23 protein-coding genes, 3 tRNA genes and 1 pseudogene are annotated in these 23,830 nt (G+C 45.4%); 14 read left to right on the top strand and 13 right to left on the bottom strand.

Going from position 1 to position 23,830, the window contains the following annotated elements; translation table 11 throughout:
• Positions 1 to 557 precede the first annotated feature (557 nt).
• The gene (locus tag GWR21_RS31680) at positions 558 to 800 is read left to right on the top strand and encodes a helix-turn-helix domain-containing protein (RefSeq protein WP_162331537.1); all 243 of its coding nucleotides are present in this window, start codon (positions 558 to 560) and stop codon (positions 798 to 800) included.
• 463 nt (positions 801 to 1,263) lie between these two features.
• On the opposite strand, the gene GWR21_RS09665 is transcribed toward GWR21_RS31680, so the two are convergent.
• The 3 genes and pseudogenes from GWR21_RS09665 to GWR21_RS31880 form a co-directional block, all read right to left on the bottom strand.
• Positions 1,264 to 2,439, bottom strand: a complete 1,176-nt coding sequence (locus GWR21_RS09665; RefSeq protein WP_162331536.1) for a tyrosine-type recombinase/integrase — start codon at positions 2,437 to 2,439, stop codon at positions 1,264 to 1,266.
• A gap of 113 nt (positions 2,440 to 2,552) precedes the next feature.
• A tRNA-Gly gene (locus tag GWR21_RS09660) sits at positions 2,553 to 2,625 on the bottom strand.
• 121 nt (positions 2,626 to 2,746) lie between these two features.
• Positions 2,747 to 2,851 (bottom strand): annotated as a pseudogene (locus tag GWR21_RS31880) (hypothetical protein); the annotation flags it as partial.
• Between the two features lie 294 nt (positions 2,852 to 3,145).
• On the opposite strand from GWR21_RS31880, the gene GWR21_RS09650 reads away from it, so the two are divergent.
• Complete coding sequence (locus GWR21_RS09650) at positions 3,146 to 3,877, top strand: alpha/beta hydrolase (protein WP_162331535.1); 732 nt, start codon at positions 3,146 to 3,148, stop codon at positions 3,875 to 3,877.
• A 64-nt stretch (positions 3,878 to 3,941) separates the two neighbouring features.
• Here the strand turns inward: GWR21_RS09650 and GWR21_RS09645 are convergent, their stop codons facing one another.
• From GWR21_RS09645 to GWR21_RS09625, 5 genes are all read right to left on the bottom strand, one after another.
• Complete coding sequence (locus GWR21_RS09645) at positions 3,942 to 4,448, bottom strand: hypothetical protein (protein WP_162331534.1); 507 nt, start codon at positions 4,446 to 4,448, stop codon at positions 3,942 to 3,944.
• A 44-nt stretch (positions 4,449 to 4,492) separates the two neighbouring features.
• Entirely contained in the window at positions 4,493 to 5,116 is a 624-nt protein-coding gene (locus GWR21_RS09640; RefSeq protein ID WP_162331533.1) for an FMN-binding negative transcriptional regulator, read from the bottom strand.
• A 24-nt stretch (positions 5,117 to 5,140) separates the two neighbouring features.
• Positions 5,141 to 5,566, bottom strand: coding sequence for a 4-fold beta flower protein (locus GWR21_RS09635; RefSeq protein WP_162331532.1), 426 nt, complete (start codon positions 5,564 to 5,566; stop codon positions 5,141 to 5,143).
• A gap of 66 nt (positions 5,567 to 5,632) precedes the next feature.
• Positions 5,633 to 6,412, bottom strand: a complete 780-nt coding sequence (locus GWR21_RS09630) for a (Fe-S)-binding protein (protein WP_162331531.1) — start codon at positions 6,410 to 6,412, stop codon at positions 5,633 to 5,635.
• Between the two features lie 27 nt (positions 6,413 to 6,439).
• Positions 6,440 to 7,762 (bottom strand): (Fe-S)-binding protein, encoded by a 1,323-nt coding sequence (locus GWR21_RS09625; protein ID WP_162331530.1) that lies wholly within the window; start codon positions 7,760 to 7,762, stop codon positions 6,440 to 6,442.
• A gap of 118 nt (positions 7,763 to 7,880) precedes the next feature.
• Between GWR21_RS09625 and GWR21_RS09620 the strand changes: the two genes are divergently transcribed.
• Complete coding sequence (locus tag GWR21_RS09620; RefSeq protein ID WP_162331529.1) at positions 7,881 to 8,378, top strand: phosphoribosyltransferase family protein; 498 nt, start codon at positions 7,881 to 7,883, stop codon at positions 8,376 to 8,378.
• Positions 8,379 to 8,456: 78 nt separating this feature from the next.
• Here GWR21_RS09620 and GWR21_RS09615 read toward each other — a convergent pair whose 3' ends face one another.
• Positions 8,457 to 10,181, bottom strand: a complete 1,725-nt coding sequence (locus GWR21_RS09615) for a phospho-sugar mutase (protein WP_162331528.1) — start codon at positions 10,179 to 10,181, stop codon at positions 8,457 to 8,459.
• Between the two features lie 199 nt (positions 10,182 to 10,380).
• Between GWR21_RS09615 and GWR21_RS09610 the strand changes: the two genes are divergently transcribed.
• On the top strand, positions 10,381 to 11,037 hold the full coding sequence (locus GWR21_RS09610; protein WP_162331527.1) for a protein-L-isoaspartate(D-aspartate) O-methyltransferase: 657 nt from the start codon (positions 10,381 to 10,383) through the stop codon (positions 11,035 to 11,037).
• Here the strand turns inward: GWR21_RS09610 and GWR21_RS09605 are convergent.
• Both GWR21_RS09605 and GWR21_RS09600 read right to left on the bottom strand, forming a co-directional pair.
• Entirely contained in the window at positions 11,032 to 13,515 is a 2,484-nt protein-coding gene (locus GWR21_RS09605) for an outer membrane beta-barrel family protein (RefSeq protein ID WP_162331526.1), read from the bottom strand. The two genes, GWR21_RS09610 and GWR21_RS09605, sit on opposite strands and share 6 nt — an antisense overlap.
• Positions 13,516 to 13,608: 93 nt before the next feature.
• Positions 13,609 to 14,169, bottom strand: coding sequence for a DUF445 domain-containing protein (locus tag GWR21_RS09600; RefSeq protein WP_162331525.1), 561 nt, complete (start codon positions 14,167 to 14,169; stop codon positions 13,609 to 13,611).
• A 107-nt stretch (positions 14,170 to 14,276) separates the two neighbouring features.
• On the opposite strand from GWR21_RS09600, the gene GWR21_RS09595 reads away from it, so the two are divergent.
• From GWR21_RS09595 to GWR21_RS09560, 9 genes are all read left to right on the top strand, one after another.
• Positions 14,277 to 14,350 (top strand) — tRNA-His (locus GWR21_RS09595).
• A gap of 295 nt (positions 14,351 to 14,645) precedes the next feature.
• Positions 14,646 to 14,719, top strand: a tRNA-His gene (locus GWR21_RS09590).
• 147 nt (positions 14,720 to 14,866) lie between these two features.
• On the top strand, positions 14,867 to 15,157 hold the full coding sequence (locus GWR21_RS09585; RefSeq protein ID WP_162331524.1) for a carbohydrate-binding protein: 291 nt from the start codon (positions 14,867 to 14,869) through the stop codon (positions 15,155 to 15,157).
• 233 nt (positions 15,158 to 15,390) lie between these two features.
• Complete coding sequence (locus GWR21_RS09580; protein ID WP_238430284.1) at positions 15,391 to 16,365, top strand: OmpA family protein; 975 nt, start codon at positions 15,391 to 15,393, stop codon at positions 16,363 to 16,365.
• 24 nt (positions 16,366 to 16,389) lie between these two features.
• Positions 16,390 to 16,524: a hypothetical protein gene (locus GWR21_RS31675; RefSeq protein WP_262888487.1), complete on the top strand. Its 135-nt coding sequence runs from the start codon at positions 16,390 to 16,392 to the stop codon at positions 16,522 to 16,524.
• Between the two features lie 156 nt (positions 16,525 to 16,680).
• A complete protein-coding gene (locus tag GWR21_RS09575) occupies positions 16,681 to 17,256 on the top strand; it encodes a hypothetical protein (protein ID WP_162331522.1) in 576 nt (191 codons plus the stop codon).
• Positions 17,257 to 17,378: 122 nt separating this feature from the next.
• Positions 17,379 to 17,576, top strand: coding sequence for a hypothetical protein (locus GWR21_RS09570; RefSeq protein WP_162331521.1), 198 nt, complete (start codon positions 17,379 to 17,381; stop codon positions 17,574 to 17,576).
• A 40-nt stretch (positions 17,577 to 17,616) separates the two neighbouring features.
• Positions 17,617 to 18,144 carry a class I SAM-dependent methyltransferase gene (locus GWR21_RS09565; RefSeq protein WP_162331520.1) on the top strand — a complete coding sequence of 176 codons (528 nt, stop codon included), beginning with the start codon at positions 17,617 to 17,619 and terminating at the stop codon, positions 18,142 to 18,144.
• A 333-nt stretch (positions 18,145 to 18,477) separates the two neighbouring features.
• Entirely contained in the window at positions 18,478 to 19,608 is a 1,131-nt protein-coding gene (locus GWR21_RS09560) for a glycosyltransferase family protein (protein WP_162331519.1), read from the top strand.
• 43 nt (positions 19,609 to 19,651) lie between these two features.
• On the opposite strand, the gene GWR21_RS09555 is transcribed toward GWR21_RS09560, so the two are convergent.
• Entirely contained in the window at positions 19,652 to 20,200 is a 549-nt protein-coding gene (locus GWR21_RS09555) for a hypothetical protein (protein ID WP_162331518.1), read from the bottom strand.
• A 202-nt stretch (positions 20,201 to 20,402) separates the two neighbouring features.
• Here GWR21_RS09555 and GWR21_RS09550 point away from each other — a divergent pair, with 202 nt between their 5' ends.
• Positions 20,403 to 22,358: a heparinase II/III domain-containing protein gene (locus GWR21_RS09550; protein ID WP_162331517.1), complete on the top strand. Its 1,956-nt coding sequence runs from the start codon at positions 20,403 to 20,405 to the stop codon at positions 22,356 to 22,358.
• A gap of 53 nt (positions 22,359 to 22,411) precedes the next feature.
• On the opposite strand, the gene GWR21_RS09545 is transcribed toward GWR21_RS09550, so the two are convergent.
• Entirely contained in the window at positions 22,412 to 23,395 is a 984-nt protein-coding gene (locus tag GWR21_RS09545; RefSeq protein WP_162331516.1) for a fatty acid desaturase, read from the bottom strand.
• Positions 23,396 to 23,830 lie beyond the last annotated feature (435 nt).

The following is a 23,830-nucleotide window of genomic DNA, read 5'->3' as shown; positions in this document are numbered from 1 at the left end:
TTCATTTTTCTATGATTAATTATATCCGGGATCTTTAGCCTGTTATAATATTCTGTATTTGACCAGCCGAGTTCCGCGCATATCTGTTCCCTTAAAATGCTTCTAAGAGTCAATGATCTATATTCAATATTGTTGAGGACAGAAGATAGTGGCATGACTTTACCCATATACCGATAAGAATCTGGTAATTCAGTTTTGTAAATGGAAGTTGATGGAATGTACAGGGCGTGATGGGCTAACCTTGAAGAAAATAAAAATGGTGCAGGTTAGTTCTTATCGTGCTGAAGGGCTGCGACACCCTACTACGGGACAAGAACGCCTACACCAATGCAAGTATAGGCGATTTACCTCATTCTCTCCGTAGTTTTTTGAAAGGTCGCAGTTTTCAGCAACGGAAAGCAAAGCAAACACGCTTATAGTATTTTAATTCTATGAATATGCTATTAAGATGTATTCATGTCATAATTGCTATTTAGTAAAGATAATAAAAAATATTAAAACCGGACATGTCCGGTTGATAAGTTATTCACATTGTTCGTGCTTTACGAAAAATAGCAATGGAAACTAAGCCTCATGCCTCGGATATAGATATGTACGTTATACAAAGCGTGAAGAAACGCCGGGAAGAAGCCCAGTTAAAGCAGATAGATTTGTCTCAACATCTGGGTATGGCTGATAGCTTCGTTTCAAATGTTGAAAGTAGTAAGCGGAGAGATAAATATAATATTCGGCATTTAAACGAGTTGGCAAAAATCTTTAACTGTTCTCCCCAGGACTTCTTGCCTAAAAATCCGCTTTAGTCAACTCATTTATAAAAGTAGATTATAACCTACTTTTCCTTGTACTAATTGGCAGATCATCCGATTTTGTGATAAAAAATGTAGGTTATAACCTACATCATAAGAAATTTTGAACAAATTGACTTTCTTATTTATTTTTCGGAGCTTTGTGCAGCGCTAAGCGATCACGCGCAACGCAAATCTCCTTCACCGATGCATCGGTTCGAAAGCGCTAAGCGTCACGCGTTAACCCTATTAGGTAAAAGGGAGGTTGGCGATAGTTCGTCCCTATTACCCAACAAAAACAGTAGCTTCAACTGCTGAAATAGTCAAAATAAGCATCTTCATATAGTAGTTTGCAGAATAGCCAATATTGTCGTTTATAATCAACATTTCACACAGTAGGAGTGTATTGCGTTTGATACTCAATAGCTATTACCTGTACCCAATTCCCTTACCTTAAAGATCAATTATGTTACCTGCTTTAATTCATTTTTGGCAGCGCTATAGCCTTTTTCTGAACACTAACGTAGTTACGTATAGTGGTTTCTATCGTGCTATGACCCATCAAATACGCGACATCTGTTATCGCCATTCCTTGCTGAACAGCCCTTGTGCCAAAGGAATGTCGGGCGACATAAAGATCTCTATTCTCAATGCCTAAAGCCGTCAGGATGGGCTTTAAAATACGTTTTCCTAACATCCTGTCATCGATGGATAGTCCTTTCGGAGAAAGGAAAACAAAGGAGTCAGGGTTTTTGTCAATAACATTGGGCTCCAGGATTGTGATTAGTTCATTTGTTAAAGGTAAGTATCTTACGTTCTCCGTTTTGGTTCCTTTAGTGATTCTGGCAGCATGATTGGTGCCTTTTATAGTACGGGCGAAGGTCTCTGAGATTTCTACCTGTTTGCTTTCAAAATCGATATGCTTAACTCGCAATCCTATTGCCTCAGCATTTCGGATACCTGTTAAGAAAATAAATTTCAGGAATTGATAATAATGTGAGTGTTTATAGGCAGATCGTTTCGGGCAAAAGGTATCATTTTCTACCGCCTGTAATAATTTGCCGATTTCTTCCTCGGTTAGCGGTTTCCTTCGCTCATTAGCTTTCTTTCTGCCTGATTTTCGCCTATTAATGTGTAATAGGGGATTGAATGAAATGACTGCTGTATCTTGTAACCATGTAAAGAAACTTCGTAGGAAATTAAGCCTTCTATTGTAGGTGACTACTCCCCAGTTCTTTGCGGCCATTTGGGCTGGTATATCTTCAATAGGAACATTCTTCCAACTTTCCAGTAGACGCTTTGTACATAGATAGTCGAAAGAGTTATCAATGTTGACATTTCTGATTTGTACCGTCCAGTCTTCGAATTTACCGGCTAAATCGTGTGCATAGATAATGGCCGGCTTGGGAGGAACGGATGTAGCAGGAGTGGGGACAGGCTTATACTTTTCTAACGAACTATCAAAACAGCCTTTAAGTATATCCAATTTAATTTCCGTTTCCTTAACGGTAGCATGGTGCATATTCTCTGGCAAGTATGCATAAGGTAAGCTCAAAGCGTATCTTTCTCCATTTAAACGCAAGCGTAGTCTAATTCTTCCTCTGAAATTTTCAATACTGATGCCTCCTCTGGAGGTTTTTTTTTTGATGCCCATTCTGATACCCAAATTGAAGGTAAGAGGGTACATTGGGTTATTAATTGGAGCTAGGCTCAAAACTAAAAATCCCCCTGAATGCTACTATTCAACATTCTGGAGGATTTCATCTGAGCGGGAAACGGGACTCGGACCCGCGACCTTTAGTTTGGGAAACTAATGCTCTACCAACTGAGCTATTCCCGCTTACATTCCTAAAATTTATGCAATATTCTCCACATAACAAAACTATCGGCAACTACCTGGGCTGGAAACTGACAGCAGGTAACATCATTGCCCCCAGTCCGGCTTTGCAGATTAACGAATAAACATGCCTCCGTAAAAATGGATAAATGATGGCAGGACCATTCAGATATTTAAAGGCATCTGCTGGTAATGCCGCTTCCTGTATTTTTTCAAAATGTCCTGCCATCTGCGCATTGATTTCAAGTACGGCTTCTCCGTTTTTAGTTGCTTTTAATTTTCATTATCTGTGAACCAATAGATTGCGACAGCTAAATCAATAAGCATCTCTTACAAAAAGGAACATTTACACAATGAGCAGCTGTATTATTGAATGTGGAGTCGATATCCACGAAGCAGTCAGTAACGAGAGGTACATCATAGCGAAGATTTTGATATCTTCATTGACACAATCACCGGGGCATTCTCCCGACCTGTACCCTAAAATATTCGGTACTTCACATAACACCTAACCCCCCATTTTATGACCCGAAAATGGACGTTCAAAAAGATCTTAAAAACAATCTGGGTAACTGCAGGACTGCTCTTTACCCTCTGGCTGGCGTATGCTGTGCAGGCACACAATGTTCCCAAAGAAGACCTGCAAAGCAGCCCGGCTGTCAGCGTATACCAGGAAGACCAGTTTTACCTGTTCGCTCCGGCCACACCCTCCCGGAAGATCTTGTTTTTCTATCCGGGTGCATTGGTCGATCCTGTGGCCTATGTCCCGCTTTGCCGGAAAATAGCAGATAGCGGCATGAAGGTCTATCTCATAAAAATGCCGTGGAGGCTTGCTACCAGGGGATATACGATTCCAAAGGAATTGGGATTGATTGCTGATACCAGCCTGACTTATATCCTGGCAGGCCATTCTCAGGGCGCAAAAATGGCGGCGCAATTTGTGTATGAAAACCCTGGAGTGATTGATAAGTTGATATTGATAGCGAGCTCGCATCCACGGGATATTTCTATTGCAGATAGTAATATTCCTGTAATGAAGATCTGGGGTGACAAAGACGGGGTTGCTGATGAGAAGTCGATAATGGCCAATAAGGCAAAACTGCCAGCTACCACTCAATTTGTACACATCGCTGGTGCTAATCATGCGCAATTTGGTTATTACGGTTTTCAACTGAATGACAATCGGGCTACGATCAGCAGGGAAGCACAACAGGCGGCCACCTTGCAGCATATGCTGGCGTTCATTGGGCGGTGAGTATACAAACAAAAATCCCGGAATGTCAGCACACTCCGGGATATCCTTTAATATCTTCAATAACTTATGCCAGTGAAAACTTCTTCGCCAGCCAGCTCTCTTTCAACGGCTGCAGCCAGTTCTGCTCCAGTTCTGCTTTGGTCAGCACCGTATTATTCAGGTACAGCGTATTCTCATCGATGAATCCTTTCTCCAGCGCATAAGGCACCTGCTGCATTGGCAGCAACTGGATTTTCTCTTTTACTACAAACGCCAGCAACAACCTGTCAAACATATTCACTTCATATTGACGCTCAATGCTTTTGATGATGCGAACGGAGCTGTCAGTGCTGCATCCGCTGACAGCCGTCATAGACTCATCAGCCATCAGTATGATCACCTGGTTAAACAGCAGCTTGCCCCAACCCTTTACAGGGGCGCCATGCGCCTGCCAGTGGGCTACGAATTGATCCAGCTGCTCCTGTATCTCTGCGGATTCCCTTTCCTGGAAAGGGCGGTTACTCTGATATATCCAGACCCGGGAAGACGGGTGAAAGTCTGCCGGTAGTAGTTGATTGATTTCCTGTTTCATAGCCCAAAATTACCAAAAAAATGACTTCCACCTGCTGATGGTGGTCAGCCTGCGTGCCCATCCAGTCTTTTGCGCATGTATGCTGCGGTAAGCACGGCATTGCTATCAGGGCTATTGGACAGATTATCAATGATATTACGCTGTTCAGTAAGCGTTTTATTCTGGCTGAGCTTCTTTTTAGCCTGCAGGTCATCAATAGCAAGCTCAAAAGCCACTATTCCATGGAGCATCTTATGCTTGAATGCATCCGGAAGGTCACGCCATTGCTGCATATAAGCAGGCTCATAGTCCTGGATGCTGTTTTCCAGTAGGTGCATTACCTCCGCTGGTGCCGTAATGATCCTGGCTTGCCCGTATGCATGTACGGACAGATAATTCCAGGTAGGTACCTCCTGTAACTTTTCATAATTAGAAGGAGAGATGTAGGCATGTGGTTCGCTGAAGATCACTAGTGAACGACCCTTTTCGAGGCACTGCCACTGATCATTGGCTTTGGCGAAATGCCCGGTGATAAATATTTTTTCTTCCCGTTCGGAAATATGAAAGGGCAGGTGAGTGGCAACCGGCACATTATCGATACTGTGAATGATCGTGCCAAAGCTGAAACGCTGCATGAAGGCAACGATCTCCTGCCGGTCGTCCATTTTATTAAGTGAAGGTATATACATGTTCCTTGATTAAGCGGATAGCTGTCATTGTTTTGACATGCCAGCCAGTAGAAATTTTTCAAATGAGTCGTCTGTCCAGGAAAGCTGTCCGATCACTTTAAAAGGCGGAAACTCGGGAAATGTTTTAAACGGTTTGAACTGTTTAAAGCTTTTGAACGGCTCATATTCCGTATACCTGTTAGAAGCTTCTTTACTGGCCCCGATAATTTCTCCTTTTTGGTTCCTGACCAAACCTTTGTCATACCAGCCAAGGTGTTTACCATTAAAGCCGTATATATTGTCTTTGTCAAGATAGGCGACTGGCTTGCCATTGTAAAGGTAAACAGGCATATCCTTGTCAGCGGTATCTATGTAGGCGATGGCTTTGCCATCTTTATTGAACAGCCCTACTTCCTGTGCACGGACAGCACCAAAGGAAAGTAACAGCACAAAGATGTACAGCAGTTTCATAGGTAGAATTTAAATAAAAATCCCCTGAAATAATTTATTTCAGGGGACAAATATGATGACATAGATTTAAACCATCTGTTGTGCGATCATTTCTGCAATATCCAGCACCTGCACGTTATCTTCTTTTCCCTGTTCTTTTACGCCATCTGTCAGCATCGTCATGCAGAAAGGGCAATTTGCAGCAATGACAGAAGCGCCGGTGTCCACCGCTTCCCTGCCTCTTTCAAAGTTGATACGCGTAGTACCTTTCTCTTCTTCCTTGAACATCTGTGCACCTCCGGCTCCGCAGCAGAGTCCATTGCTTTTGCAACGTTTCATTTCTACCAGTTCTGCGTCCAGTGCTTCCAGCACTTTGCGGGGCGCTTCATAGATGTTATTAGCGCGTCCCAGGTAGCAGGAGTCGTGATAGGTGATCTTACGACCTTTGAAAGAGCCGCTTTCCTGCATGCGGATCTTTCCGTCATCGATCAGTTGTTGCAGGTAAGTCGCATGATGTATCACTTCATAATGACCTCCCAGCTCAGGGTATTCATTACGTAAGGTGTTGAAACAATGTGGACATGCCGTGACGATCTTTTTAACCTCATAACCGTTCAGCACAGCAATATTATTCTGCGCCATCATCTGGAAAATGAACTCATTGCCTGCCCTGCGCGCCGGATCGCCGGTACAGCTTTCTTCCTTACCCAGGATAGCGAAACGGACGCCGACTTTATCAAGGATAGTGGCAAAGGCTTTGGTAATTTTCTGTGCACGTTGATCAAAACTGCCGGCACATCCCACCCAAAACAGAATTTCAGGTGTTTCGCCATTGGCGAAGTATTCGGCCATCGTTTTTATTTGCATGTTATATCAGTTATCAGTTTAACGCTTTTATCCATTCATTTCGACCGCCCATTTGTCCCGGTCGTCCGGACTCATTTTCCAGGGGGCCATATTATTTTCGATGTTGCTGAACATCATATTCCATTCCTGCGGCGCACTGGATTCTTCCATCACCAGGTGACGGCGCAGTTGCAGGATGATGTGCAGCGGGTTGATGCTGACCGGACATTCCTGTACACAAGCATTGCAGGAAGTACAGGCACGCAGTTCTTCTTCGGTTATATAATCGCGGAGGAGTGTTTTGCCATCTTCTGTGAAGGAGCCGCTTTTAGCGATCTGCAGACCGATTTCTTCGGCACGGTCGCGGGTATCCATCATGATCTTACGAGGAGACAGCTTCTTTCCCGTGATATTAGCCGGGCAGGCGGCTGTACAGCGGCCACATTCTGTGCAGCTATAGGCATCCAGTACGTTCTTCCAGGTCAGGTCAGGTACATCTTTGGCCCCGAACTTAGGAATGTCGGCGGCAGGTGCTTCTGCCGCAGCCAGTTCAGGTTGCAGCATCAACTGCACTTCTTTCTGAACGGCCGGCATATTTTCCACCTTGCCTTTAGGACGTAAATCGGCATAATAGGCGTTCGGGAACGCGAGTATAATATGCAGATGTTTGGAGTAGGGAAGGTAGTTCAGGAATGCAAGGATCCCGAGTATATGCAGCCACCAGCAACCCCGTTCAATGCCAATAAGGGCACCGTCCGACAGTCCGCTGAAAAGTGGTACAAAATAACCGCTTACCCAGAAGGTACCGGTATTGATATAATGTTCATGTCCACGCAGTTGCAGGGCCTGATCGGCGGTGTTCATTGTCAGGAACAGCAGCATCAGTACGATCTCTGTGACCAGGATATAATTCGCATCAGAACGTGGCCAGCCGTCCAGCTCGTGTTGATTCAGGCGCTTCACCTTTACAATATTCCTGCGCACCAGGAAGATCGCGCAGCCAATGGTGACCAGGGCTGCGAGTATCTCAAAGCAACCAATCAACACCGGATACAGGCTGCCCAGTAACGGTGCAAAGAGCCGGTGCTTACCCAGGATGCCATCCAGGATGATCTCCAGGATCTCAACATTGATAATAAGAAAACCCGCATATACGAAAAAGTGCAGGACAGCAACAAGGGGGTTACGAAACATCTTCTTCTGTCCGAATGCCAGTAGTAACACGTTCTTCCAGCGTGCGGCAGGGTCGTCGTTCAATGATACGTCCCTGCCAAGCAGTATGTTCTGCCTGATCTGCCTGGCTTTTCTGTAAAATAGGTATACAGCAATGCCAAAGGCAATTACAAATAAAAGCTCCTGAATTATATGCATACGTCAGATTTGACTTCCTAATTTATAGCAATGTAACGAAAAATAGATGATCCGCCATCGACTACTCTTTGTTGACTATGGACTCTTTTTCCTAATTTTACCCCGTTAAATGACTAACATGGAAACTAAGAATGTGATCCTGACCCAGGATGTGATAGAGAAGAAGATCAAACGTATCGCCTACGAGATCTACGAACATAACAGTGATGAACAGGAACTGATCATTGCGGGTATCTGGGACAGGGGAATGATCCTGGCTGAAAAAATTGCTGCGATACTGCAGGAGATCTCTCCACTGCGTATCAGGTTATTACGCCTGGACCTGAACAAACAGCGTCCTGAAGGAGTAACGCTTTCTGAAGATATAGATTTCAATGACCGCGTGATCGTACTGGTGGATGACGTCGCCAATTCCGGACGTACTATGTTGTATGCATTGAAGCCTTTCCTGCAGTTCCTTCCTAAAAAGATACAAACGGCTGTACTCGTAGACCGTAAGCATAAGTCATATCCGCTGTCAGTGGATTTTGTAGGTTATTCCCTGGCCACTACCCTCCAGGATATGGTGATGGTGGAAATGGAGAATGAAGATATCAAGCTGGCCTACCTCGTATAAGCTGACTACTCTTATCCATCAATAAAAAGTCCCGGTACTTCCTGTAAGGTCGTACCGGGACTGTCTTTATACAAAAGATTATTTCAGTTTCATATCCTTGATGATGTGCTGTACACGCTCATCCAGCGCCCTGGTAGCTGCATCAAAACCTGCTGCATTTTCCAGCGGCTGATTAACGCTGAAGTAGAACTTGATCTTAGGTTCTGTACCAGAAGGACGTGCAGAGATCTTGCTGCCGTCTTCCAGTAAGAACTGCAATACGTTGGACTTCGGCAGATCGATAGGTTTAATATCGCCTGTTTTCAGGTCTTTTACCTGCTGCAGCTCATAGTCGTATAAAGTAACCACTTTGGAGCCGTTGATAGTGCTTGGCGGGTTCTCACGATAGCCACGCATCATGTCAGCAATTTCCTCTGCTCCCTTCATACCTTTTTTGGTAATAGAGATCAGGTTTTCTTTATAATAACCGTATTTAACGTAGATATCTATCAGTTGTTCATACAGTGAACGGCCCTGGCTAAGTGCATAGGCAGCCATCTCACAGATGAGGGCTACAGAAGCGATCGCATCTTTGTCACGCACACTGTCGCCGATCATGTAACCGTAAGACTCTTCACCACCACAGATGAACTTTTCTTTACCTTCTTTCTTCCTGATCAGATCAGCGATCCATTTGAAACCGGTCAGTACGTTGTAGCAGCTCACGTTATTACGTGCTGCGAATACATCGATCAGATCAGAGGTCACCACCGTTTTACAAACGTAATCGGTATCACCTGCCAGACCTTTCTGTCTGCGGCCTTCTATAATATAGTTGAACAACAGTACAGCTGTCTGGTTACCATTCAGCAGTACCCATTCTCCTTTCAGGTCTTTAACAGCGATACCTACACGGTCAGAATCCGGATCGGTACCCAGGAGGATCGCCGCATCCAGTTCTTTTGCTTTCTTCAGACCGATGCTCATCGCTTCTGACTCTTCCGGATTAGGATATACTACTGTAGGGAAGTTACCGTCCGGAGTAGACTGTTCTTCCACCACGTGTACGTTGGTGAAGCCATAACGTTTGAGGATCTCCGGCACCAGGGTGATACCGGTACCATGGATCGGGGTATAAACTATTTTAAGGTCGTGTTGTGCTTTGATCACGTCGGGTTGGATGCTCAGGCTTTTCAGTACCTGGAGGTACGCCTCATCCACATCTTTACCGATCGGGATGATGTTGGCTTCTCCGCCTGACCATTTCACTTCATCAATTGAAGCGATCTTTTCTACTTCACGGATAACGTTCTTATCGTGAGGAGGTACCAGCTGTGCACCATCGTTCCAGTAGGCTTTGTAACCGTTATATTCTTTTGGATTGTGGGAAGCTGTCAGTACAATACCTCCCTGGCAACCCAGGTGACGGATGGTAAAAGACAGTTCGGGGGTAGGACGGAGGCTTTCAAACAGGTACACCTTGATGCCGTTGGCTGCCAGTACATTAGCTGCTACTTCAGCAAAATAGCGGCTGTTGTTACGGCTGTCATGGGCAATAGCGAGCTTGATCTCTCCGGTGAAGGCCTGTTTGAGGTAGTTGGCAAATCCCTGGGTAGCCATACCAACCGTGTATTTGTTCATACGGTTAGTACCCACACCCATAATGCCGCGTAAACCACCTGTGCCAAATTCCAGGCTACGGTAAAATGCATCGGCTAGTTCATCGGGGTTTTCCTGTTGCAATTTTTTGACCGCAGCTACGGTATCCGCGTCAAATTGGCCATTCAGCCACTGTGATACCTTACTTTCAATAATATTATCCATAGAACGATTAAGGTTTGTTTTCTTATTATATCAAAAACAAGTTTGTAAATTAAAGCTAAAATCCGGACAAAATAAAAACCGGGTACAGAACTCTGCAATTTTCAAACCAAGTATTCTTTTCGGGGAAAAAGGAGTTGTTGATAAATAGAATTATTCCACACCTAGTTAAAAATTGTGGCTATTGGTTAATTTTGCGCCCATGAGGCGGTACGAAGATTCTTACAAACAAAAAGGATTGCGCAGACAGCTGGTTGATAGTATCCGACAGAAAGGCATTACTGACGAACAGGTATTAACAGCTATTAACAATATCCCACGGCATTTTTTCCTGGACACGGCATTTGAAGGCATAGCCTATGAAGACCGGGCTTTCCCCATCGGGGAGGGCCAAACCATTTCTCAACCCTATACTGTTGCCTATCAATCTCAGCTGCTGGACCTGAAACCCTATGAGAAAGTACTTGAAATAGGAACAGGCAGCGGCTACCAGGCTTGCGTACTGGCAGAGCTGAAAGTCAACGTATTCACTATTGAACGTCAGAAAAAACTATTTGACCTGGTAAAGCAATTCCCGTTTAAGTCAAAATATCCTACAATCCGCTTCTTTTATGGCGATGGTTATGAGGGCCTGCCCACCTATGCGCCTTTTGACAAGGTGCTGGTGACGGCCGCCGCCCCGCAGATCCCGGAAAAACTGTTACAACAGCTCAAGCCCGGGGGAAAAATGGTCATTCCGGTAGGTGGTCATGAAGTGCAGCGTATGCTTCGCATCACCAAGATCAGCGATACGGAGTTCGACCAGGAAATGTTTGATAACTTTTCTTTTGTGCCCATGCTGGCAGGTAAGACTTTATAGTCTGGTGTCAGCAGGCTTTTTATCCTTTTCTCTTTCTTTATCGTCAGTATCCTCTTCAGGTATCTCCTGTTTCTTCTTCTTTTTGAACATGTCAGGGTCCATCTTGCCAAACCGGTAACGGATGTTCAGTCTGATGAAACGGGTGGTCCTTTTACGGGTATAATCCTGTATAAAGGACGCGGTCTCATAGTGTGAGCTGTAATTCTGTGTGTTCAGGATATCTGATATATTCAGGGCAATGGCAAGTGCATTGTTTTTCAGCATCTCCTTTCTGATACCCAGATCAATCCCGTTCATGGCTTTAAAGGTACCCTGTGGCTGCACCCTCGGAGAACGGTAGTGACCATTGACCTGTACACTCACCTTAGCAGGCAGCCGAACATTGGAATTCACCGTCACCCCATAGGTCACATATTCATTATTAATGTTGGCCCCGGTCAGTTTACTGTATTCCATATTCAGGTTCGTGGTCACATTCCACCCCCTGACAATATGCAGATTATAAGTGAAGTTAGCACCCCAGTCCTTATCTGTCGCCAGGTTCATGGGCCGGGTAGTAGTTACACCCGTCGCCGTATCCAGTAAGCTGATCCGGTCAATGTCGTCATTTGCCTGCGAATAGTAAACCCCTGTGTTCAGATAATCTTTGGTGTTCGGGAAATACCTGGAGTAGTTCGTTTCAAATTTATGGGTCAGCGATGGCTTCAGCTCAGGATTACCTGTACGAATGTTCTGGGGATCTGAGTTGTTGACATAAGGCAGCAGCTGGTCAAATCCGGGTCTGTCCACCCGGGTGGAATAGTTAAAGATCAGGCTCTGGTTCTCATTATGTGGCAGATTGTACTTCAGGAACACGCTTGGGAACAAATTGAGGAAACGGTTGTTCACCGAGGTATCCTTCGTATAGGAATATCCATGGAGATAGGCTTGTTCTACACGGGCGCCCACCTGGTAACCCAGATTCCCAAGCGCATTGGAGAAGTTTACATACCCCCCGTAAATGTCTTCTTTATAGTAGTAGGTATTTGACAGGGTAAGGCTTTTTTCAAATTGCTGGGTGGTCTGATTGAACAGCTGTGCGTCGTAATCATTGTCGTTACTGCGCAGGGTCACCTTGGCGCCTGTCTCGAATTTACCTTTCCTGCCTACCGGCGTTGTATAATCAGTCTGGATATTCCAGAACTGATTCTTCGAAATACCCAGGTTACGTTGGATGTCGTTGTCGTCAGGTGTAGTGCCGTTGGCAAACTGATACAGGGTATTATAGTTACTGTTGTTCCGTCCCCTGTTATTGCTGTAACTGATATATGCGGTCAGTTCTTCGTTCTGTTTGTCGGTCGTATGCCGGAAGTTCAGACTGGTATTATTGTTAGGATTACGGCTGCTGCTATTGTTATGACGTTCCCCTGTTTTAATGGAGGACTGCTTGATATCCATATAGTTCAGCAGGATATCATCGGCACTGTTACTGGTATTCAGGTTCAGTCCCTGGGAAATGGTAATAGTGTTGTAGTCATCAAAGTAATAGTCCAATCCGATACGTCCGCCATTACCCGCACTGCGGTTCCTGTTTTTGCTGTCCTGGGTGAAGAAGGCGGTACCAGCACTATCTGTGATCAGGTTCTGTCTGTTGCTGTAGCCGTATCCCCGCTGACTTTCATACCGGCCGTTATAATTGGCGAAGAAGTTGAACTTCCGGATACGCAGGTTAGCATTGGCGCTACCATTGATCTGCCCACGGGTAGCAACGCCCCCGCTGAACATGACGTTGTACCCGATCGCTTTATCCTTTTTGAGCACGATATTGATAATACCGCCGCCGCCCTGTGCCTCGAACTTGGCAGAAGGATTGTTGATCACCTCTACACGGTCTATGGTAGATGCAGGTATCATCTGCAGGGCGGTCTTTGCATCTCCGAAAGGGGAGGGCTTACCATCAACATATATAGTTACACTCTTTCCCCTTAAGGTAATATTGTCATCAATATCAACGTCTACGCTGGGTACATTTTTGAGTACGTCAGTACCGGTTCCACCTTCTGCGGTGATCATACTGCCGGCATCAAATACCTGCCTGTCTATCTGCATGGAAAACGCAGGCTTTTCTGATTTGATCTCTACGGTGTTCAGCACTTTGCCAGCAGGCTGTAGCCGGATAGTGCCCGCAAACTGTGTAGGCTTGTTAGGAACGATCTTCACTGCCTTTACAAGTTTATCGTACCCCATGAAGGTGATACGCAGCACGTAGTTGCCGGTAGCCACATTGTTGAAGGTAAAATCGCCGTCAGGCTGAGTATACATACCTGTTACGACAGATGAATCTTCTGTATGTAACAATACGACGGAAGCATATTCGACGGGTTTTCCGGTAACGGCATCTAATGCTTTACCAATCAATTTTGCGGAATTCTGACCGGTTTGAGCCATAGCTGTACCGGCATAGCATAGTAACGCTGACAGCAGAATACGTTTCAGCATGCAGGATAAGGGTATTGTTTGAGACCTTAATTATTGAGACCAGAACAAAAATATCTATCTCATATTTAAACTATTGCTATTTATGATGAGTGGTCAGTTGCTGTGGTGTAGGGCAATCAATAGTTGGAGTAAACCAATCAGGAAGCCAAAAATAGCGCCTGCCAGTTGTGCGATGCGTAGTTCGCGGCGAAGGGAGGTCTGCACCTGTGTTTTTACCTGGCTGGCGGAGATGCTCATGATCTTTCTGCTGACCAGCTGTTGTACATCGAGTTCCTTGGCAGTATGTTGCAGATACTGATCAATAATTTCAGGGAACATTTTATCCAGTTCGTCAACGAGTACGGTTTTTACCTGCTGAATGGTACTATCTCCGATGAACATTTTAAAAACAGGCATGGCTTCCGGTAATTTCTCTCTGAGGAAAGTATCCATATGTACTTCCACAACGGGTATCATACGCTTTATTTTCTCTGGTTCGGTAAGCTGGTGGCGGATATCATCGAAAGAGAAAAGCTGATCGGCTACGAATTTTCCTATCTGATCAGCAAATTTCTGTTGTCGTTCTGAAAACGCCCTGAATAACAGGCTGATGGCTATCTTATTTGTAAACCAGCCGGTTAGGGCCGTTAGGAAAGGAATAAGGTACAATGACATAGTGCAGTGTTTGAAAAAAAGTTTACAAAGAAAACAGAAAATATTTGGAAGATCGAAAAGATCTTTGTTATCTTTGCATCCCGATCAAAACAAGACGGTCACAAACGGTGGTTGTAGCTCAGTTGGTTAGAGCATCAGATTGTGGTTCTGAGGGTCGAGGGTTCGAGACCCTTCATCCACCCGGTATAAAAGGCAGCGCGTAAGTGCTGCCTTTTTTGTTATCCCGATACCTGTTCCTATGCCCAATACACAAGAATCAGACAAGTATTATCACGACCTTGTGTTCAATGCTGAATGCGGACTACCAGGTAGATATGTCGGTAAGCCTAAAGTCTGCACGACTGCTTCCATTGCGGTCTGCAGGTACATTGAACACTTCAGAACACGTTATTCTCACAAATAATATTATTCTTATTTGGTAAATAAAAAACTTCTGCTATCTTTGCACCCCGATCGAAACAAAACGGTCACAAACGGTGGTTGTAGCTCAGTTGGTTAGAGCATCAGATTGTGGTTCTGAGGGTCGAGGGTTCGAGACCCTTCATCCACCCGGTATAAAAGGCAGCGCGATAAGTGCTGCCTTTTTTGTTTTCTCTCCGGGAACGTTATTAATCGTTTCATTCTGAATTTGTAAGTAATTCCCGAATGCAAATAGACTGCGTTGTGAGGCTGTAACTTTCATATAAATAACTCCACTATGAAAATGAGAAAGCACTATGCCGTAGCCCTTTTGATGGTCGGAATCACCACACCCTCAATAACCACCCTAAAAGCCGGCAACAACGTCACCCCACATTCAGTAAATCAAACTTTTGATCTCTGTAGCGAAACAGCTGCCTGGGTATCTGCAACAGCCTATGTCATGGGCAGTTATGTGAAGTATAATGGTCGCTTGTTCCGCGCCAGATCCTGGACACAGGGAGATACACCAAGAGGTTTTGGTGTCTATCCTGATGGACCCTGGGAAGATCAGGGCACATGTTTTTGATTTGAGTAAGATTGTAAAAGGAGCGGTGTACACCATTACACGGCTCCTTTTTATGTTAGCCATGAAGTCACTGCTCTTTGCCGCCCTGACCGGCCTCTCAGAAAGCCTCCCGGTATAGCTGAAACGGAAAGGGGTGCCTATATTTACAGCGCCTTGCTGAATTCCTTTTTTAGGAAGATATCTTACCTTGTGCCGCAAATCACACCCAACCTATGTTTAAAAAATACAGCATTGTGCTGTTGCTTATAATCCTGACGCAATGCCTATATGCCCAGCAAAAGATTGTCGTTTATTTTCCCTTTGCCAGCGCCGGCTTATCCCAAACAGCTAAACAAACTTTACGGTCAGTCAGTCCTCAGCACTTTAACACCTTACTTTCCGGTCATACCGATACTGTCGGCGGCGTTGCCTATAACAATAGCCTCGCGGCGGCCAGGATAAAAGCGGTTGCTGCTTATCTGAAACAACTTTATCCCGGTATAAAATTTACCACTCACAATCAGGGCGAATTATCGCCGGTGGATCATACGGACTCGCTGAACCGTTGTGTCGTGATCTCCCTGGAGGCCCGCATAGGTGCGCCCGCTGCTATTGTTGAAAAGACATCATCCGGGAATAGCGCAACAACCCGTCTGACTGCTGATCCGCAGCCGCTAGCGGGAACAAGTGCCCCAGCTGAATCTATCCGGCGTTTACCAGAAAAGTTCAGTAACACGAGCGGCGAATCATCTTCAGGAGATAACCGGCGACCTTCCACGACCTTTCCGGCTAAGCGCCCGACCGCCATGGCCGATATAAAGGCCAAAGCTGATAGTCTGCAGCTTGCCAGCATCCCAACAGAGAAACTGGACATCCCTAATCTGCTTTTTGTCTCTGATAAGGCCATCCTGGAGCCTTCTTCGGTATATGAAGTGGAACGCATTGCCAAACGCCTGTTGCAGAATTTCCCTTCTCACCGGTTTGAAATCAGGGGCCATGTTAACTATCCGACATACATCATCATGGGACCTAACAGCGCTCCTTTCAAATTGTCAGTGGACAGGGCAGAACTGGTCAGGCAGATGCTGATCGACAATGGTGTGCCTAAGGAAAAAATAACGGCGATGGGTGTAGGAAATAAGGAACTTTTGTATCCGGACCCGAAGACCAGGGAAGAAAAATTAAAAAATATGCGCGTAGAAGTATTAATTTATCAGCTTAATAAGTAACGATCCTAACGCCCAACACCCCCTATGGAAACAAGAGAAGCGTTGAAGGCAAAGGCCTACGCGAAGCTATATGAAGAAGAAGCTGCGAAACAGAACATTTTCAGTAAAATCGCCGGAAGGAAGCCCCGGATCAGGTCTACCGGCGACATTGCATCATGAACATCAGCTATTACGTAGAGCACTACAAACGCCTGCATGAAAGAATGGTGATGGTACAGGAGCAGAGATAAAGATCTTGAGAAAAAGCATTATGTTTGGGACTATACTTTGTATTGTTATACACGAACTGTCAGACATCTTTGCCTTATACTTATTATGCTAACCAGAGAGGAGCTTAAAACCCGCTGTTATAATATTTTCTATGAACAGGAATATGCTTTTGAGGTCGAACCCACTATAGAACCTACTGAACGCTATGTCCATGATTACAGTTATCCTATTGCTACAGGTAGTAGCCGTATTATATTCCGGGAAAGCCTGCCTTACCGGTTGGGACGCCTGTTGATCGTCCTGTTTTTCTCTGGCCTGGTCATAGCAGGTGTATTTAATACTAATGAGGAGCAATCTATACAGACAATGGTCACCGGCGTTGGGGTTTGGCTGTTAGTAGGAATTTTCTACTGGCGATTGTTTATGAAGATCAACCTGGAATGGGATATGGAAATATCGTATGCGGGGATGTCACTGCAGGGCAGGTCTTTTACATGGGAACAGATCCTGGGTACTTATTTTCTTCGCAGAAAAGGTACCAGTGAGGGAACCAAACTCGTATTATTACTTGATAACGGTGAAATCCTGCACCAGGAGATCCTGCACTATACCGGGTTCATAAGGGATGCAAAACGCGCGGTCAGCTCCAGTATCCGGCATTTTAACACGATGTCACAATAGCAAGGGCATCCGCTGCCAGCAGCCCTATGTAGTATGTAATGAGGGCAGTTCAGGCACACCAGGCAGTTGGCCGGATCGCACTGCGGAATGCTTTTTGTTCACTATTGTCCTAAACAGATGATATGGCAACAACAAGAAAGTCCGGCAGGAAAAGGCGTGCTACCACGAAGAAGGGAAGTACCCGTAAGAATAAGCTCGGCGTAAAGAATTCATTGGTGAATAACATCAATGCCCGAAAGAAACGTGGTCATTCACGGTCTAAAAAACACTCAACAGTCAGCAAAAAGAATTATCAGAAAATGCAGGAACACTGGGAATAAACCCGTTATTGCTTCCTGTTATTTATTACTTTGTGTCGTCATGCAGATACAGGAAGCTATTCGGTTTATCCATCATAAAGTATTGTCAGCCGCGTCTCCTGTCCGCTGGGCTGACCTCGGTTGTGGCAGCGGTACATTTACAGCCGCGCTCGCGCATTATTTACCCGCTGGCAGTACTATCTATGCCGTAGATAGGGAGATACCGTCTAATGGGAAAATAGAGTTGCCTGCCGGTGTCCAGGTCGAGATGATACAGGCGGACTTTATTGAAGAGGCGCTGCCCTTCGCCGCATTGGATGGTGTCATCATGGCTAATGCATTGCATTATGTGAAAGACCAGCCTGCTTTTCTTGAAAAGCTGAAGACGGTATTACAGGTGAATAGCAGCATACTCATTGTAGAGTATGATACAGATATCCCCGTTCCTGTGTGGGTGCCTTATCCCTTAAGTTATATCTCACTGGAGAGACTTTTCCAGCAACAGGGATTTTCTCATGTCTCTAAAATGAGAGAACGGCAGTCTGTATATGGTAGGGCCAACTTATATACTGCCCTGATTAGCCGGTAATGTCATTACTTTTTTGAGTGACGAATGAAATATGATTTCATGGTAATATGATTCGCTTTTAACTAGTTCTCACCTGAAGCGAAACATATTTTTTTTCATAAATGGTAATTCGTTTTTATCCGTAACCAGATAGATCTCTGTCGTCTTATGGCAGGAGAAAAAGCAATCGTCCCTTCCTAAAGCCTTATTCTACTGTCTGGTTACCCACGCGTCTATCGGTAATTTACTAATCCACAGTAACTTGTAACCTGATTCATCCGGATGATGGATCGCCATATGCAAACGATAGGTTAACAATTATGCCCCATCAAATAACCCATAACTGATTGTAGTGTGAAGATAATTTTTCTATGTGGTTCTCTTGAACCTGGCCGTGATGGTGTGGGTGACTATACAAGACGGCTTGCCAGCGAATTAATTCGTAAACAGCATGACGTCGCCATAGTTGCTTTGAATGACAGAAAGCTGCAATCTCTGTATCTCGGAACTCAAGTGAGCAATGAGATCAGCGTGCCTGTTCTTCGTATACCTTCGTCAATGACCGAACGTAAACGATTTGATTACGCACGTGATTACATCAGCCAGTTTGCACCGGATTGGGTAAGCCTGCAGTACGTACCTTTTTCCTTTGAAAAAAGGGGCCTGCCCGTGCTGTTTAATAGCCGGCTGAAAAGCCTGGGAGCCAACATCAAATGGCATATCATGTTCCATGAACTGTGGGTAGGTTTGTACGGGTACAGTGATTTCCGTCTGAAAGTGCACGGCTTTATGCAAAAGGTGCTTATCCGCCAGATGCTGCTGACGCTTAAACCTGAGTCTGTGACCACTTCTATCGGTATCTACAAAAAGAACCTGGATTGGAAAGATGTCAGTTTGATCCCGCTGTTCAGTAACATACCTATTACTAGTATGCCAACAGCAGAAGGCAAGTCAGATAACCTTACCGCTATTCATTTCGGCTCCTTTACCGGCGCGCTGGATGAGTTTCGAAAACAGGTAGCATTTCTGACGGCGATCGGAGAAAAAACCGGCCGTACGATCTGTCTGAAGATACTCGGCGATGGAGGGACCCATAAGGAAAAAGCGATGGACATTTCTAAACAGGCGCTGGGGGAAAAGAATGTCATCGACTGTGGCTTTTTAACAGCTGATGACGTTTCCAATCATATGCTGCAGGCGGACATCGGTATATCAAGGGCTGATTATGCACTCTTCGGAAAAAGTGGTTCTTCAATGGCTATGCTTGAACATGGGTTGCCGGTATTACTCAGAGGGGAGCGTCCCGACGATGATATGACCGGACTGGACTTCCCTTTTAAAGAGCAGTTAGTATATGCCGATGATGATGCCGGAAAGCTGAAAAAGAAAGAGCCTGTTTATTTTGTTAATCAGGTATCCGAAATATTCCTGGACAGTCTGCAGGAAAAGCCACATGGCAACCTCGTACTGGTCACCAGACAGTAATTCATAAAAGAGAAAGGCGGTCACCTGACCGCCTTTCTCATGTTTACTTCATCGATTTGAAGAAGGAAACATTCCCCGCCATATCAACCTTCACGATTAAAAGTTCACTGCTCTTTCTGAGTACCACGAAGTAATTATCGGCACCGTCAAACGCTGTATCAAACATCGTCATGTCCGTATCATTCACTTCATTGTCATCATACTCAAGCACGCTGTCTATCTTGTAGTCCTTATACTTTTTCTCTATCTCACGCTGTGCATTTTCGGGTATATCTGTAAATGCCTTACGTTCAGTCGTACCTACCAGTTGGTTATGTATATCGTAGTAGGCTCTTTCACGCTGGCCGTTCAGCGTGAACGCTACTTCATCGAAATAGTTCGTCTTCTCGTAACGTATATTAGTGGCCGCCGGGAAGTCCTCGTAGAACTGGCCTTTAGTGAAATCACTGACAGTGTTCCTGTCCGCTTTACGTGCTTCTTTGCGTGCTTCTTTTCTGCTTTTTCTGTCTTCGTTGTTACCAGGGGTATTGTTTGCAAAAGTTGTCATGGCTGACAGTAACAAAACACCCGCTGTGATAAGTGTCCTTTTCATGAGTAGTTCATTTAGTGTGTTTCTGGAATGCATTACAAAGATACCTGTGTGATGCAGGCTGGATGCTACGGATTCGGTCAACGGGCATTTCGTGTCGGTCAGGAAGGAGGTGCGATTGTTGGAGCGATAATATAGTCCGTAATCTTATATTTGACAGATCAAAAAGGCCCGGGGATGCCTTCCAATCCTCTGATAACACCCGATGAAATATCTTTTATCCCTGCTGTTGTTCGTACTGCTTAGCGCCTTGCCCCACCGTATTGCAGCACAGGAACCCCGGAATCTTTTAAGTCAGTTCACCAGACCTCAGATTGCCGCAGCATTATTGCCGGCCGGACAATGGCATCCTTTTCCTGCTGATGCGGCTGCCTGGAACAGGTTGCTGCCCGATTCTGTGCAACAAAGCATTATTCGCCTGGCGGAAGGATATCTGAAAATACCTTTCGTGGCGATCCCTGCATCCATGATGATGGAATATCAGAAGAACGGAGACCGCTCCCGATATGAAGAAATGTCTTTCAGAAAGAGAGATCAGCTGTTTGCGATGGCTGTAGCTGAAGCGATTGAACAAAAAGGCCGTTTTCTGACGGCTGTTATTAATGGTGTGTGGTCTGTTTGCGAAGAAAGTTACTGGGGGGCTCCCGGACATCTGTACCTGCAGAAAGCAGGTATTGACCTGGTGGATGTGGAAGATCCTTCCGTGGACCTGTTTGTCAGCGAGACTGCCACTGTACTGGCACTGACGGACTACCTGCTGGGCAAGCAGCTGGATAAGTACTCTACGTTGCTGCGTAAACGTATTTACTATGAAGTGAACAGGAGAATGCTGACGCCATTGGAGAAAGACAGTGACCGCTATTTTTATCTGAAAAAAGGTACAAAAGAATATCCTATCAATAACTGGAACCCCTGGGTGATCAGTAACTGGATGACCAGCCTGTTATTGCTGGAAAAGAACAATGACCGCCGTATCAGCGAACTGGAACATGCCCTCCATCTGCTGGATCATTATATCAATTTTATCGGGGAGGATGGAGCTGTGGATGAAGGGCCTGTATACTGGTCCGGCGCTACAGGACGTGTATTCGATGCGCTCACTATACTGGAGAGTGCCACCAGTGGTAAACTGAAGATCTATGATGCTCCGATCATCAGCAATATGGCAGCTTACATTTACAAAATGCACATCGCTGGCAACTACTATATCAACGTAGCCGATGCCTCTCCTGTAATACCCACTGACGGGCTATTGCTGTATCGTATGGGCAGGAATATGGGCGATCCTGTAATGCGGGATTTCGGTGCCTGGGCCTTTCACCGGTATCCCGTCAGGAATCCTGTTAACGGCGATTTCGCTAAGCCCCGCATGCTTTTTAATATGCAGGCCTGGAAAGATTGCTCCGCGAGCGAAGGGAAAGAACCTGTGATACCAGATGTATGGCTGGAGAGTATTCAGCTGATGGCGACGAGGGCAGATAATGGATTGTTTGTAGCTACTCATGGTGGTCATAATGGTGAAAGCCATAACCATAATGATGTAGGAGATTTTATTGTATATGCAGCTGGCCAGCCGGTAATCATTGACGCGGGACTAGGCACCTACACTGCAAAGACTTTTTCGAAGGAACGATACCAGCTCTGGTATAATAGCTCAGCTTATCATAATCTGCCCACTATTAATGGTATGCAGCAAAAGGAGGGCAGGAAGTTCGGCGCAAAAGAGGTGCAATACCGAAAAGATGACAGTGGCGCCGTTTTGCATATGGATATCGCTGGTGCCTATCCGGCAGAGGCGGGTGTCAATCGCTGGGTAAGGGAGGTGAGGATGGATAGAAAACAGGGGATAGTGACTGTTGCAGACAATTTCTCTTTGTCAGATGCCCCTCATCAGCTCACCCAGACATTCATGACGGTATGTGGGTTAGATCTATCAAAGGCTGGTATCATACGCTTTAAAATACCCAATGGGCAGATGGTTGAATTAAACTATGATCCTAAGCTATGGACGCTGAAAACGGAGCAAATGGACTGCAGGGCACCCGATGAGAAGCGGCTGACTGATAACTGGTCCCGCCAGCCGATCACCCGGATTTTACTGGTCTATAAGGGAGAGGCTGCCAGTGGTACATATACGTTCACTATCCGGCAGGGACTATAAAGGGAAAGCGCGTCCACCGATGGTGTAACGCGCTTTCCCTTATAGAAATAAATTTATGCTATTGCAGCCTCGTTTTCTTTCGCAATTTTCACCTTTTCCTTTCTCAGTACACGTGAGTAGAGAGACAGTTTAGGATCGAAAATGAAGGTAAAGAAGAGCTTCGTCCAGGACTGATGTGACAGCAGGGAGTCGTAGAAAGCAGGTGCTTTACGTTTGATCTGCGGTAGCTTGTTCCATGGAATGGAAGGGAAGTCGTGGTGCTCATTGTGGAAGCCCACGTTGAACGCTACTGTATTCAATGGACCATAATAGCTGTATGTTTCCTGTATAGGGTCCAGGGTCAGGTAGTGCTCCTGGATCCAGCGTGCGCCCAGTGGGTGCAGACCTACAGAAAGACAGAAGCTGATCAGCATATAGATCAGGGCTTTCGGTCCGAAGAAAGCAACGATTGCCACGTCAAATGCCAGCTGGATCACCCAGTTAATGGCTACCCAACGGTCAAACAGGGAGATATTGAGTCTCGCTGTACGGGTGATCTGGAACACCGGGAAAAACAGGAACCAGAGCATTTTATTGAAAGGGTTGTTACTTACCAGTTTCGCTTCCCAGAAGTCAGGCAGATCAGCATCCAGATCATGCTCTCCCTGATGCGCATGGTGCTTCAGGTGATAACGCTGAAAAGATACAGAGCTGGCAAAGATATGCGGAAGGTTGGCGATGATGCCTGCCAGTAAGTTTGGTACTTTACCTTTGAAGATAAGACCATGGCTGGTTTCATGGATCATCACCCACAACGCGTGGCTGATGAAGGCACCCACACCATATGCTACGAGGATGATCAGCCACCAGGAAGCGTCACGCAGCCAGTATGAAAGGCCCACCTGAGCTGCCACCAGTCCAATGATCACATATATTGTATAGGGGTTTTTCCCTATAAGTTCTTTTACGTCAGGATGTTCTTTCAGAATCTGTCTAACACGTATGTGATGCGGATTCGGCTCATTACTCCACGTGAAGTCTGTCGGTTTATTACTCATATTTTTAGCTGTAATTCTTATATTTTGAACGGTTTCATAGTATGGTCAGGACCCCTTACAGTGTCGCCCGCCTAATAGATTGAAATCTCGTTACAAGTTGACGAAATTATTTCAAAAAAGGTACAGGACTTGCAATTGACGGAATAAAATTATGAATTTTTTATCATTCCGGGTAGATGGCGAATTAGGAATTGGGAATCAGGAAGGGGCAATTGGTTGAAGAACCAGGCTGCTGCTATAAAATAAGGGATGAGGCTACACGTAGAAGAGCATATTGAGGAGTACGCTGCCAGAGCGGCTAACAGTAATTTTGGCTGTTAATATAATATCAGAAATGGAAAGGATTCCCTTTAGGATACATCATCATTTGGCCGTCGCTAGTTCGCCGCTAGTTCGTCGCTAGTACTACCTGAAGCCGTTATTTGATACTAGTTG

The sequence above is a fragment of the Chitinophaga agri genome (assembly GCF_010093065.1).
GTDB lineage: Bacteria > Bacteroidota > Bacteroidia > Chitinophagales > Chitinophagaceae > Chitinophaga > Chitinophaga agri.
This window is presented reverse-complemented; position numbering and strand designations above follow the sequence as displayed.